The organism is Saccharopolyspora endophytica, from assembly GCF_018070075.1.
GTDB classification, from domain to species: domain Bacteria; phylum Actinomycetota; class Actinomycetes; order Mycobacteriales; family Pseudonocardiaceae; genus Saccharopolyspora; species Saccharopolyspora endophytica.
In genome coordinates this window covers 301,970-315,154 of record NZ_JAGPXE010000005.1, presented here as the reverse complement: position 1 = coordinate 315,154, position 13,185 = coordinate 301,970, and the positions used below count along the sequence as shown (strand labels likewise).

Here is a 13,185-nt window from a genome sequence, read left to right as displayed (position 1 = left end):
CTGGCCCGCGTTGTTTCCGCTGTAACGCTATCGATCCGCGCGCCGGGACTTCTCACCGGTCCGCTTCGATCTCCACACCCAGCACATCGGTCAACTCCGCCCTGCTCACAGCGCCGTCGCGCAGCACCCGCGGGGTCCCCTGGGTGAGGTCGACGATGGTCGAGGCCACCGCGTCCCCCGAAGGACCGCCGTCGAGGTACACCTGCACGCGATCGCCCAGCTGCGCCTCGGCCTCCTCGGCGTTGGTGGCGGGCGGCTGACCAGTGTGGTTGGCGCTGGAGACGGCCATCGGGCCAACTTCACGCAGCAGGTCCAGCGCGACCGGGTGCAGCGGCATCCGCAGGTTCACGGTGCCCCGGGTCTCGCCCAGGTTCCAGTTCAGTGACGGTGCCTGCGGCAGCACCAGGGACAGCCCACCCGGCCAGAAGGCCTCGATGAGCGCGCGAGCCTGCTCCGGAACCGACATCACCAGCCCATCCACAGTGGACCAGGACCCCACGAGGACCGGAACGGGCATGTCCGGGCCCCGGCCCTTCGCCGCCAGGAGCGAACGCACGGCCTCGGCGTCGAAGGCGTCGGCGCCGATGCCGTAGACCGTGTCGGTCGGCAGCACGACGAGTCCGCCGGCGCGGACCGCGTTCGCCGCGGCGGCCAATCCCGCCTTGCGCTTGTCCGGACTGCTGCAGTCAAAAACGGTGCTCACTCCTCGCATCCTGGCACGCCACGCCGAGACCCCTTCAGGTGGTGCAGCAGATCACCATCTAGGAGCATCCTGGCGAGTAACACCGGGGCATCGGCCCGAGATCAATTCGGGTGTGGCCGTGGACACGAAACGAGCCCGACCTCCCACGCGTCTGCCGGACACGGGCACCGACGAAGCACGGAAATGAGGAGAACACTGATGACCGCCCCACCCCAGGGTGTCGAGGTCGACCAGATCGAATTCCCGGCCGGCAAGGTCCGCTACTACAAGGCGGGAACCGACGGGCCACCGATCGTCCTGCTGCACGGCGGCGGACCTGACAACGCCCTGCTGAGCTGGCGGAACACCATCGGCGTTCTGGCCGCCGACCACCGCGTCTACGCCCCTGACCTGCCCGGCCAGGGCGGTAGCACCGAGTGGCGCGGACGAGGCAACCAGCGCACCTTCGAAGAGGTCCTGCGCTGGCTGCTCGACGCCTGGCGGATCCCCCAGGCCACCCTGGTCGGCCTGTCGATGGGCGGCAGCATCGCGGCCGGGTTCACGCTGCGCCACCCCCAGCGGGTGCGCGCGCTCGCGCTGGTCGACAGCACCGGGATGCAGCACCGCATGCCGCACCACCTGGCGACCTACCTGCTGATGCGCACCGGGTTCAGCGGCCGGATGGCCGCCACCCTGCTGCGCAGCAACCGCTCCCTGGTGCGCTTCGCGCTCAACAAGGTGTTCTTCGCCGACGCCTCCTCGGTGCGGGATCTGGAGTCCATCGTCGACGAGGTCAGCGCCGAAGCCGCCGTCCGCCGCTCGGTCTTCGCCGACTGGCACGCCGACGCGATCAACCGCCGCTCGATGACCATCAACCACCTGCCCCAGCTCAACCGGATCACCTGCCCGGTCACGGTGATCCACGGCGAGAAGGACGCCCTCGTCCCGGTCGCCTCCGCCCAGGAAGTGGCGGGAACCATCCCGGGCGCGCAGCTGCGGGTCATGCCGCAGGCGGGCCACTGGCCGAACCGCGAACGGCCCACCGAGTTCAACGCCCTGCTCCGCGAGTTCGTCAACGGCGTCAACACCCAGGCGATCGCCCCGCAGAAGGGGACCACCGGCCCGGCCAAGCGGGAGGAGAGCGCGGAGGCCCCGACGCACCGGCTGAAGATCCCCAAGCCGGGCGAGTCCGCGAAGCCCGAGGACTCCACCGGAACCGAGGACTCCCCCGCTGCGAAGGACGAGAGCGTCGACTCCCCGACCACGCTGCTGAAGGTCGGAGCCGTCGGCACCGCTCCTGAATCCGCGGAGCCCACCGAGTCCACTGAGGACACCGCTGGAACCGCCGAGTCCGCGGAACCGGAGGGAACCGAGTCGGCGGAGGCGAAGCCCGCGGAGGAAACCGAGTCGGCGGAGGCAGGAACGGCCGAGAAGGCAGAGCCGACGGAGAGCGAATCGACGGAGAAGTCCGACGATGCCGACTCCCCTGAGAAGCCTGCCGACGACAGCGCCGAAACCGCCGACGCCGAGAAGAAGGCCACCACCGACGCACCGACCCGCTTCCTCAAGGTCGGCTCGGAACCGGCGACCCCGGCCGAAGCCGAAGAACCGGAAGCCGAAACCGAGAAGCCCGACGAGAAGTCCTCGGACACGACCTCAGAGGGCGACGAGAAGCCGAAGAAGGACGACCCCCAGGACACCGGCGACAAGCCCGCGACCTGAGCAAGGGAACCTTCCGCTCACCAGAGGCCCCTGTCCATCACCGGGAATCCGCTCCCCGATGGGCAGGGGCCCTTCTCATCGCGAGGAAGGGAACCTTCCTGTCACTCCGGGTGGGTGCGGCGGGCAGTCGCGAAACGGGGGCGGCCGGCCAGATCCGGGTGTTCCTGGACCTCGGTCAGGACCCTGCGGGCGCGCAGCAGCGCGGGCACCGAACCGCCGTGGGTGTCGTCGTGCTCGATCGCCACACCGCCGCCCGGTTTGAGCAGCCGGGCCGCGCAGGCCACCACGTGGCGGACGACGTCGAGCCCGTCCCGGCCGCCGAAGACGGCCTCGTGCGGGTCGTGGTTGCGGACCTCCGGCGGGACCGGAGTTCCGTCCGGGACGTACGGCGGGTTGCAGACGACCAGGTCGACCAGGCCCTCCAACTCCATGAACAGCATGGGGTCGGTGACGTCACCGGAGTAGAGGCCGATCGGGGTGTCCCCCGCCTCCGACCGCAGACCGGCGTTGCGCCGCGCCCACGACAGGGCAGCGGGATCCTTCTCGACCGCGTGCACGCACGCGTCCGGGCGGGCGTGCGCCAACGCCAGCGCGAGAGCTCCCGAACCCGAGCAGAGGTCGACGATCGTGGGCCGCTCGACGCCGTCCACGACACCGACACCCCACTCGACCAGCAGCTCCGTCTCCGGGCGGGGCACGAACACGCCGGGCCCGACCTCCAGGTCCACACCGCCCAGGTGGGCGCGACCGGTCAGGTGCTGCAGCGGGACGCGGGCGGCGCGCTGGCCCACCAGTTCCTGCAGAGCCTCCACGACCGGCGGGTCGACCAGGGGAACCATCATGAGCTTGGTGCGCTCGACGCCGAGCAGATGCGCGGCGAGAAGCTCGGCGTCGGCGCGTGGACTACCCACGCCCGCCGCCGCGAGAGTGCGCTCGGCCTCCAGGATTGCCAAGCGCAGTGGCTGTCGGGTCACGTCGGTCAGCTTAGAGCGCAAGGCGCTCGTTGCGATCGGCAGCGAGCAGCGCGTCGAGCACCGCGTCCAGGTCGCCGTCGAGAACGTGGTCGAGGTTGTACGCCTTGTAGTTGACCCGGTGGTCCGAGATCCGGTTCTCCGGGAAGTTGTAGGTGCGGATGCGCTCCGAGCGGTCCACCGTGCGGACCTGGCTGCGACGGGTCTCCGACGCCTCGCGCTCGGCCTCTTCCTCGGCCGCCGCCTGCAGCCGGGCCCTGAGCACCTGGATGGCGCGCAGCTTGTTCTGCAGCTGCGACTTCTCGTTCTGGCAGGACACCACGATGCCCGTCGGCAGGTGGGTGATGCGCACCGCCGAGTCCGTGGTGTTCACGCTCTGGCCGCCAGGCCCGGAGGACCGGTACACGTCGATGCGCAGGTCCTTCTCGTCGACCTCGACCTCGACCTCTTCGGGTTCGGGGTAGACCAGGACACCGGCCGCGGAGGTGTGCACACGCCCCTGGGACTCGGTGACCGGCACGCGCTGCACGCGGTGCACGCCACCTTCGAACTTCATCTTCGACCACACGCCGTCAGGGCTGTTGTCGCCCGTCTTGGCCTTGAGCGCGACGGTTGCGTCCTTGTAGCCGCCGAGATCGGATTCGGTGGCGTCGAGAACCTCGGCGCGCCAGCCGCGGCGCTCGGCGAAGCGCAGGTACATGCGCAGCAGGTCGCCGGCGAACAGCGCGGATTCCTCGCCGCCCTCACCGGACTTGACCTCCAGCACCACGTCGGAACCGTCGTGCGGGTCGCGCGGCAGCAGCAGCTCGGTGAGCTTGTCCTCCAGCTCGGGGATGCGCTCGGCGAGCCGCTCGGCCTCCTCGGCGAACCCCTCGTCCTCGGTGGCCAGCTCCTGCGCGGTCTCCAGGTCGGAGCGGATCTCGTCCAGCTCGCGCGAGGTGCGCACGATGGGGGTGAGCTCGGCGTAGCGGCGGCCGAGCTTGCGGGCGTTCGCCTGGTCGACGTGCACGCTCGGGTCGGCCAGCCGCTTCTCCAGATCGTCGTACTCGGCCAGCAGACCTTCGAGCTTCGATGTCTCCACGGGGCGACCCTTTTCCTGACGGCTGTGAAGTGGGACGAAGCCGCCCCGGTCGAGACGGCCCTGACGCAAAGACGGCGCCCGCCCTCACGCGTGATGCGGAGAGCGGGCGCCGTCGGCGCAGCTACTTCTTGCGCTTGCCGTAACGGGCCTCGAAGCGGGCCACGCGGCCACCGGTGTCCAGGATCTTCTGCTTGCCCGTGTAGAACGGGTGGCAGTTCGAGCAGACCTCAACGGTGATCTGACCGCTCTTGCGGGTGCTGTGGGTGGTGAAGCTGTTGCCACAACCGCAGTTGACCTGCGTCACCACGTACTCGGGGTGGATGCCACTCTTCAACGGCTTTTCCTCTCAACTTGGCCGCCGGGTCCACGCGCCCATCGCAGCGTGGTGAACCGGGACCGGAACCAGCCTTCAATTGTGCCAGACCACGGCACGCGACCTGCAACGCAGGTGTTCGGAGGAGTATTCCCGGAGCCGTTCGTCGCGCCGGTGCGACCGCCCGGCGCAGCAGAGCAACCACCCGCCGAGACCCCGCGCACCCGAGATGCACAACCCCGTGAACACCGTTCATCATTTGCGCGTGTTGTTCTGCGCTGTGCTGGGGAAACTCACGATCCGGTCGTGGGTCTCCCTACCTTTGCTCTTCTTGGGCAGCGCCACCGGCGTCGCCGCGCTGATCGACCTGCTGGCGTTGCAGCGCGAGCTGACGCTGCAGAGCGAGCTGACGCTGTCGGCCCCGCTGCTGTTCGGATTCGCCGCCGGTCTGGCGCTGTTCAGCGCCGACCAGGTGCAGTGGCGCTTCCGCTGGCAGCGGCTGAGCCTGCGCATCGCCTACCCCCTGGCGATGGTCGCGTGCGCGATCGCCCTGGACGCCCTCACGCTCCCGATCAGCGCCGCCCTGATCATCGGACCGATCGCAGCGGTCCTCCTCGCGGCGATGCTGAGGCGCTCTGCCGCTGCGCGCGACGAGGCCGACCACCTCGCCTCGTGAGCACTTCGGCACCGGCGAGCAAGGGAACCTTCCTGTCACCGCGCCGCCGAGCCGAGCCGTGCATGGGAACTTTCCCGTTACCGAGCCGCCGAGCCGACATGAGCCAGGGAACCTTCCTGTCACTTCCAACGAAAAAGCAGGGCCCGCACCACTCGGGTGCGGGCCCTGCTCTCCGGTGGGGACGAACGATCAGTCGTCGTCCTTGCCCGGGGTGGTCTTGGCGACCTGCATCAGGAACTCGATGTTGGTGCGCGACTTGCGCAACCGGTCCTGCAGGAGTTCCAGAGCCTGCTGCGCGTCGAGGGCGGAGAGCACCCGGCGCAGCTTGTGCGTGACGGCCAGCTCGTCCGAGGACAGCAGGATCTCGTCCTTGCGGGTGCTGGAGGAGTCCACGTCGACCGCGGGGAACAGCCGCTTGTCGGCGAGCTTGCGGTCCAGCTTGAGCTCCGCGTTACCGGTGCCCTTGAACTCCTCGAAGATGACCGTGTCCATGGTCGAACCGGTCTCCACCAGCGCCGTGGCGAAGATGGTCAGCGAGCCGCCGTTCTCGATGTTGCGAGCCGCGCCCAGGAACCGCTTCGGCGGGTACAGGGCGGTGGAGTCGACACCACCGGACAGGATTCGCCCGGATGCCGGGGCCGCCAGGTTGTAGGCGCGGCCCAGACGGGTGATCGAGTCCAGCAGCACGACGACGTCGTGGCCCATCTCCACCAGGCGCTTGGCGCGCTCGATGGACAGCTCGGCGACCGTGGTGTGGTCCGACGGCGGGCGGTCGAAGGTGGAGGCGATGACCTCACCCTTGACCGAGCGCTGCATGTCGGTGACCTCTTCCGGACGCTCGTCCGCCAGGACGACCATCAGGTGGCACTCGGGGTTGTTCGTGGTGATCGCGTTGGCGATCGCCTGCAGCACCATCGTCTTACCGGCCTTGGGCGGCGAGACGATCAGCGCGCGCTGCCCCTTGCCGACGGGCATCACCAGGTCGATGATCCGGCCGGTCAGGTTCTGCGGCTCGGTCTCCAGGCGCAGCCGCTCGTTCGGGTACAGCGGCGTCAGCTTGTGGAACTCGGAACGGTTCTTGGCCGCTTCCGGCTCCAAGCCGTTGATGGAGTCCACCCGCACCAGCGGGTTGAACTTCTGCCGCTGCTGCTCGCCCTCGCGGGGCTGCTTGATGACGCCCTTGATCGCGTCACCGCGGCGCAGGCCGTACTTGCGCACCAGCGACAGCGAGACGTAGACGTCGTTCGGGCCCGCCAGGTAGCCGGAGGTGCGCACGAAGGCGTAGTTCTCCAGCACGTCGAGGATGCCGGCGACGGGCAGCAGGACGTCGTCCTCGCGGACCTCCGGCTCGCCGCCTTCGCCACGACCGCGGTTGCGGCGGCGGTCGCGGAAGCGACGGCCACCTCGGCCCCGGCGACCGCCCTCGTCGTCATCGTCCTGCCGGTTGTCCCGGTCCTGGCGATCCTGACGGTTGCTGTCCCGGTCCTGCCGGTCCTGGCGGTTGCTGTCCCGGTCCTGCCGGTTGTTCTCGGACTTGCGCTCGGCGCTGCCGCCGCCGCGCTGGTCGTCGGCACCGCCCGACTCGGTGCCCGTGTTGTTGCGCCCGTTGGAACGGCGACGGCGGTTGTTGCCACGACGATTGTCGTCGTCACCGCCGCTTTCGCCGGACTGCCGACGGGTGCGGGTGCGCGTGGGGGCGGAGCCGTTGTTGTTCGGCTCGGCCGCGGTGTCGCGCGAGGCGTTGTCGCCCTCGTTGCTGGTGCTGTCGAGGGTCGGCTGACTTCCCTTGGCGGGGGATTCTTCGCTGCGCACCTGCGCCTTCTTCGCGGTCGAGCGGGTTCGCGGCGCAGTGCTGCCGCCGCCCTGCTTCTCCTTGATGGCGGCGATCAGGTCGCCCTTGCGGAGGCCCCCGGTCTCGATCCCCAGTTCCCCCGCGAGTTGGCGCAGCTCGGCAAGAACCATGCCGGAGAGTCCGCCACGTCGCCGCGGAGTGCCGTTGGCCTCGGCGTCCTGCTGGCCAGCAGATGAGGTGCCGTTGGCGGCCTCGCTGCTCAACAGTTCGGTGTTGCTCACGAATGTCCTTCCTGACCGGACCGCGCCTCCTACGCGACCCAGCGGATTGCCCGCCCGCTCGTTTGAGTGCGGACGGCCGGTATGTGCTACCAGCCCTTTCGCCGGTCGGATTCGCCCCTCGGACGCAGCATTACCGACTTCGACGTTGGCTCGGGGAACCAGCAGCACCGGGCAGTGGGAGGCACCCGGCTCGCGTGGTCCATGTGCGACGCATCCACTCCGATCCACACGTGCCGATGCACGTCCTGCCGCCTCATTCCAGGAATCCCCGACTCTCGGATTGCCCCGGTGGTGGACCGGGAAACTTCAGGATCCGGGTCGGCGTCATGGTCACCTTGGGAGGCCACACCGTGGAACTTAAGGCCCCCACCCCGACATCGGCAACGGATTGGCGCCGATGATCCCGAAGCGAACTCACTTTGAGTTGACAACTCCTGCCTCGGTCACCGCGGTCGCCAGACCCGCCTAAGTTGATCTTCGCCCGTGTCGGGCGGAGTCCAATTCACAGCGGGAGATGCGCCCCGGAAAACGATGTTCCGGGCACGGCACCGGCCCTAGGCGCGGTGACTGATTGACCTTGAGGGTAGACGCCCCGTAGTTCGGGTGCAACAACCCCCTGGGCGTGTGGCGCCCTTGCAGATCGTGCCGTCGACATTCAGCGAAACGAAGGCCCCCGTAAGCGGGCGCGATCCCCGAGCTCGAAGATCAGGTCCGCCTAGTTTCCTCCGGCGCCTCGCACAGCCGGATCGTCGGCGACACTTCCTTTCTACCACTTCCCGCGAAACCGCCGCGCCCGGGGCCGGTGAACTGCGCATTTCCGCTCGGCGCACAGTCCGGGCACAGCGGCTCAACAGGAGATGGCCGGCGCGCGGAATCAGCCCTCGACGTGCGTGCGGACGCCTGCGCGATCGACCGGAAGGTCCAGCGCCTTGAACCCGCCCGGGGCAACCTCGTGCGCGTTCGCGTTCTTGCTCGGCAGCGCCAGCACGGTCGGTCCCGCGCCGGACACGGCCGCCGCGATCCCCTCGGCTCGCAGCGCGCGCACCAGCGCGACGGTCTCCGGCCACGCCGATTCGCGGTAGTCCTGGTGCAGCCGGTCATCGGTCGCGGCCAGCAGCAGCGACGGATCCCGGGTGATCGCGTGCACGGCGAGCGCCGCACGTCCTGCCGCGAACGCCGCGTCGGCGTGCGGAACCCGCTCCGGCAGCAGCCCGCGAGTCACGTTCGTCGCCGATTCCCCTTGCGGCACAAAGGCGACCGGCGACACGTCCGGATGCGCCGGAATGCTCGCCGCGCGGAAGCGGTCGGATTCCCTCCAGGCCACGACGAAATCTCCGAGCATGCTCGCCGCCACGTTGTCGGCGTGCCCCTCGCGCACCGCCGCCAGGTGCAGCGCGCGCTCGACGTTCTCCGCCGCCCGCACGTCGATTCCCGCCAGACCGTGCGCGATGGCGATGCCGGCGATGATGGCCGCCGCGGAGGAACCCAACCCCCGCGAATGCGGAATGTTGTTCTCGCAGTGCAGATCGAGCGCGGGAAGGTCCGTGATCCCCAGCTCCGCCAGGGTGTCGTGCACGACCCGGACGACGAGGTGGCGCTCGTCGCTGGGCAGCATCCCCGCGCCCTGCCCGGCCACCGACACCGCGGCGGTGCCGGGCGGACCGTCGATCACGCGCGCGAAGACCGTGTCGTGCAAGGACAACGCCATGCCCAGCGCGTCGAACCCGGAGCCGAGGTTCGCCGTCGACGCGGGAACCTCGACTCGGACCGCCCGCACCGGGAGCGGGCTCAACGCAGCTCCAGGGCGTCGGCGACCGCGCTCGGGTCGACCGGCAGCGGCTCGACCTCGACCATGCCCGCCAGCGCGGTGTCGGGGTCCTTCAACCCGTGACCGGTGACGGTGCAGACGACGACGGAGCCCTTCGGCAGGCTTCCGTCGGCGGAACTGGCCAGCAGACCCGCCACGCTCGACGCGGATGCGGGCTCGACGAACACGCCCTCCCGGCCCGCGAGAACCCGGTAGGCGTTGAGGATCTCCTCGTCCGTCACCGCCGAGAACAGGCCGTTCGAGGCGTCCTTGGCCTTGACCGCGCCCTGCCAGGAAGCCGGGCTGCCGACGCGGATCGCGGTCGCGATCGTCTCGGGCTCGGCGACCGGCTGACCGTGCACCAGCGGCGCGGCACCCGCGGCCTGGAAACCGAACATCCGCGGCAGCGAGTCGGTGATCCCGTCGCGGTGGTACTCGGTGTAGCCCTTCCAGTAGGCCGTGATGTTGCCGGCGTTGCCGACCGGCAGGCAGTGGATGTCGGGGGCGCGGCCGAGCACGTCGCAGATCTCGAACGACGCGGTCTTCTGGCCCTCCAGGCGGACCGGGTTGACCGAGTTGACCAGCGTGACCGGGTGCTCCGCTGCGGTCTTGCGGGCCAGCTCCAGGCAGTCGTCGAAGTTGCCCTGCACCTGCAGGATCTTGGCGCCGTGCACCACGGCCTGGGCGAGCTTGCCCAGCGCGATCTTGCCCCGGGGCACCAGCACCGCGGAGGTCAGCCCCGCGCGGGCGGCGTAGGCCGCGGCCGAGGCCGAGGTGTTGCCGGTGGAGGCGCAGATGACGGCCTTGCTGCCCTCGGCGAGCGCGTGGGTGATGGCCACCGTCATGCCGCGGTCCTTGAACGAACCGGTCGGGTTGGCGCCCTCGACCTTGAGGTAGACGGTGCACCCCGTCTGCTCGGACAGGTACGGCGCAGGCACCAAGGGGGTGTTGCCCTCCTGCAGGGTCACGACGTGCGCCCCGTCGGGAACCTCCACCCGGTCCCGGTAGGCCTCGATCAGGCCCGGCCACCCGGCCCCGGACCGCGTCGGAGCACTCTGGATGTTCGTCACGTCGGTTCACCTTCCACGCGCATCACGCTGACCACTTCGCGCACAATCGGGAGCTGCGCGATCTTGTCCACTGTGGACGAAAGTGCTGCGTCGGCGGCGGTGTGCGTGACCACCACGAGGCTGGCCTCGGCACCTCTGCCCTGCTGACGCACCACCGAAATGCTCACATCGTGCTCGTTGAACGTCGCCGCGACCTGCGAGAGCACACCAGGTTTGTCGGCCACGTCGAGGCTGATGTGGTAGCGGGTCGGGGTCTTGCCCATCGGCTGGACCGGCAGCTGGGCGTGCGCGGACTCCCGCGGCCCCTTGCCCTTCACGACCAGGTTCCGGGCGACCGCCACGAGGTCACCCAGCACCGCGCTCGCCGTCGGAGCACCCCCGGCACCCTGCCCGTAGAACATGAGCTGACCGGCGGCCTCGGCCTCCACGAACACCGCGTTGAACGCCCCGCCGACACCGGCCAGCGGGTGGCTGCGCGGGATCATCGCCGGGTGCACGCGCGCCGACACCGACTCAGTGCCGTCCTCGTCGATCACCCGCTCGCAGATCGCCAGCAGCTTCACCGTGCGATCCAGCGTCGCCGCCGCCGCGATGTCGCCCGGGGTGACCGCGGAGATCCCCTCCCGGTGCACATCGCTGGCCGTCACGCGCGTGTGGAAGGCCAACGACGCGAGGATGGCGGCCTTCGCCGCGGCGTCGAAGCCGTCCACGTCCGCCGTCGGATCCGCCTCCGCGTAACCCAGGCGCCCGGCCTCGTCGAGGGTCTCCGAGTAGCCGGCACCGGTGGAGTCCATCGCCGACAGGATGTAGTTCGTCGTGCCGTTGACGATGCCCATGACCCGGTTGATCCGGTCACCGGCCAACGACTCCCGCAGCGGACGCAGCAGCGGAATCGCTCCCGCCACGGCGGCCTCGAAGTAGATGTCGGTGCCCGCCTCGTCGGCAGCCGCGTACAGCTCCGAGCCGTGCTCGGCCAGCAGCGCCTTGTTCGCCGTGACCACCGACTTGCCCGAACGCAACGCGGTGAGCAGCAGCGATCGGGCCGGCTCGATGCCGCCGATGAGCTCGACGACGACATCGACGTCACCCTCCACCAACGCCTGGGCATCGGTGGTCAGCAGGTTCTCGGGCACCTCGGGATGCTTGTGCGGGCGCCGCACCGCGACGCCGGTGACCAGCATCGGGGCCCCCGTGCGCGCCGCGAATTCCTCCGGTTGGTCCTGCAGCAGCCGCAGCACCTCGGTGCCCACGGTGCCGCAGCCCAACAGCGCGACCCTGATCGGTTCACGGTCCCGGATCACTCACACCTCCAGCCGGAGCAGGTCGTCCTCGGTCTCCCTGCGCAGCAACAATCGCGCTTGACCAGCGCGAACCGCAACCACCGGCGGCTTGGGCAGGCGGTTGTAGTTGCTGGCCATCACGTAGCAGTACGCCCCGGTGGCGGCCACCGCGAGCAGGTCTCCCGGAGCAATGTCCTCTGGAAGCCAGCAATCGCGCACCACTACGTCACCGGATTCACAGTGCTTGCCCACGATGCGGGACAGAACCGGCTCCGCTTCGGCCGAACGCGACACCAATCGGCTGTCGTAGACCGCGTCGTAGAGCGAGGTGCGGATGTTGTCGCTCATCCCGCCGTCAACGCTGACGTAACGGCGCGCGACGTCGGCTCCCAGCGCGACGTCCTTGATCGTGCCCACCTCGTAGACGGTGATCATGCTCGGGCCGACGATGGCGCGCCCCGGCTCCACCGCGATCTTGGGAACCGGAAGGCCGGCGTTGTCGGCCTCCTTGCCCACGATCTCGAACAGCCGGGTGGCCAGCTGCGACGGAGGCATCGGGTCGTCGTCCGGGGTGTAGGCGATGCCCAGCCCACCACCGAGGTCCACGGTGTCGGCCGAGGCCAGCGCCTGTTCGCCGTGCTCCTCGCGCAGCTCGGCCAGCAGCCGCACCACCCGGTGCGCGGCCAGCTCGAAACCGTCCACCTCGAAGATCTGCGAACCGATGTGGCTGTGCAGACCGGCCAGCTCCAGCGAATCGGCCTTGAGCACCCGGGCCACGGCCTCGGCGGCCTGCCCCGCGGCCAGCGAGAACCCGAACTTCTGGTCCTCGTGCGCGGTGGCGATGAACTCGTGGGTGTGCGCCTCGACGCCGACCGTGACCCGCACCAGCACCCGCTGCCGGGCGCCGCGCTGGGTGGCGATGTGGTCGAGCCGGGCGATCTCGTGGAACGAGTCCAGCACCACCGAGCCGACCCCGGCCTCCACGGCGGCGGTCAGTTCGGCGACGGACTTGTTGTTGCCGTGGAACGTGATGCGCTCAGCGGGGAACCCCGCGCGCAGCGCCACGGCGAGCTCGCCGCCGCTGCACACGTCCAGGCTCAGCCCCTCCTCGGCGACCCAGCGGGCCACCTCGGTGCACAGGAACGCCTTGGACGCGTAGTGCACGGCGGACGGGTCGCCGAACGCCTCGGCGTAGTCACGGGCGCGGGACCGGAAGTCGTCCTCGTCGAGGACGAACAGCGGCGTGCCGTACTGCTCGGCGAGTTCCCGCACGTCCAGGCCGGCGACGCGGACGACGCCGTCAGCGCCGCGCTCGCTGTTGCGCGGCCACACCTGGGGGTGCAGCTCATCGATCTCCCCGGAACTCGCCGGAGACGGTCCTGCGGTGTTGCCGGGTGGCACGACATCGGCGTGCCGCGGCCCGGCGGGATGGGCGCGCATGTTGACAAAGCTCCTTCGCGCAGCCTGCCGCTGGACAGGCGGTGAAATCAGGCAGCACGGCACCCTCCTC

The 13,185-nt window shown here is 69.8% G+C and carries 11 protein-coding genes; 2 read left to right on the top strand and 9 right to left on the bottom strand.

Translation table 11 applies throughout. The annotated features are described in order from the left end of the window. Positions 1 to 52: 52 nt before the first annotated feature. Entirely contained in the window at positions 53 to 703 is a 651-nt protein-coding gene (locus tag KBO27_RS15075; RefSeq protein WP_210970611.1) for an L-threonylcarbamoyladenylate synthase, read from the bottom strand. A gap of 198 nt (positions 704 to 901) precedes the next feature. Here KBO27_RS15075 and KBO27_RS15070 point away from each other — a divergent pair, with 198 nt between their 5' ends. Beyond that, the gene (locus KBO27_RS15070) at positions 902 to 2,404 is read left to right on the top strand and encodes an alpha/beta fold hydrolase (RefSeq protein WP_210970610.1); all 1,503 of its coding nucleotides are present in this window, start codon (positions 902 to 904) and stop codon (positions 2,402 to 2,404) included. Between the two features lie 101 nt (positions 2,405 to 2,505). On the opposite strand, the gene prmC is transcribed toward KBO27_RS15070, so the two are convergent. The 3 genes from prmC to rpmE all read right to left on the bottom strand — a co-directional run bounded on the left by prmC (position 2,506) and on the right by rpmE (position 4,790). Continuing rightward, complete coding sequence (gene prmC / locus KBO27_RS15065) at positions 2,506 to 3,378, bottom strand: peptide chain release factor N(5)-glutamine methyltransferase (protein WP_210970609.1); 873 nt, start codon at positions 3,376 to 3,378, stop codon at positions 2,506 to 2,508. A 10-nt stretch (positions 3,379 to 3,388) separates the two neighbouring features. After that, entirely contained in the window at positions 3,389 to 4,456 is a 1,068-nt protein-coding gene (gene prfA, locus KBO27_RS15060) for a peptide chain release factor 1 (RefSeq protein ID WP_210970608.1), read from the bottom strand. Positions 4,457 to 4,577: 121 nt separating this feature from the next. Next, positions 4,578 to 4,790, bottom strand: a complete 213-nt coding sequence (gene rpmE, locus KBO27_RS15055) for a 50S ribosomal protein L31 (RefSeq protein WP_093413636.1) — start codon at positions 4,788 to 4,790, stop codon at positions 4,578 to 4,580. A 310-nt stretch (positions 4,791 to 5,100) separates the two neighbouring features. On the opposite strand from rpmE, the gene KBO27_RS15050 reads away from it, so the two are divergent. Beyond that, positions 5,101 to 5,445, top strand: a complete 345-nt coding sequence (locus tag KBO27_RS15050) for a hypothetical protein (RefSeq protein ID WP_246537269.1) — start codon at positions 5,101 to 5,103, stop codon at positions 5,443 to 5,445. Positions 5,446 to 5,634: 189 nt separating this feature from the next. Here the strand turns inward: KBO27_RS15050 and rho are convergent, their stop codons facing one another. From rho to lysA, 5 genes are all read right to left on the bottom strand, one after another. Beyond that, a complete protein-coding gene (gene rho, locus KBO27_RS15045) occupies positions 5,635 to 7,518 on the bottom strand; it encodes a transcription termination factor Rho (protein WP_210970606.1) in 1,884 nt (627 codons plus the stop codon). Between the two features lie 874 nt (positions 7,519 to 8,392). Then, positions 8,393 to 9,310 carry a homoserine kinase gene (gene thrB, locus KBO27_RS15040; protein ID WP_210970605.1) on the bottom strand — a complete coding sequence of 306 codons (918 nt, stop codon included), beginning with the start codon at positions 9,308 to 9,310 and terminating at the stop codon, positions 8,393 to 8,395. After that, positions 9,307 to 10,395 (bottom strand): threonine synthase, encoded by a 1,089-nt coding sequence (thrC, locus tag KBO27_RS15035; protein ID WP_207921997.1) that lies wholly within the window; start codon positions 10,393 to 10,395, stop codon positions 9,307 to 9,309. The genes thrB and thrC overlap by 4 nt, the downstream gene beginning before the upstream one ends. Further along, positions 10,392 to 11,696 carry a homoserine dehydrogenase gene (locus KBO27_RS15030; RefSeq protein WP_210970604.1) on the bottom strand — a complete coding sequence of 435 codons (1,305 nt, stop codon included), beginning with the start codon at positions 11,694 to 11,696 and terminating at the stop codon, positions 10,392 to 10,394. The genes thrC and KBO27_RS15030 overlap by 4 nt, the downstream gene beginning before the upstream one ends. Next, positions 11,697 to 13,115 carry a diaminopimelate decarboxylase gene (gene lysA, locus KBO27_RS15025; RefSeq protein WP_210970603.1) on the bottom strand — a complete coding sequence of 473 codons (1,419 nt, stop codon included), beginning with the start codon at positions 13,113 to 13,115 and terminating at the stop codon, positions 11,697 to 11,699. Between the last annotated feature and the right edge of the window lie 70 nt (positions 13,116 to 13,185).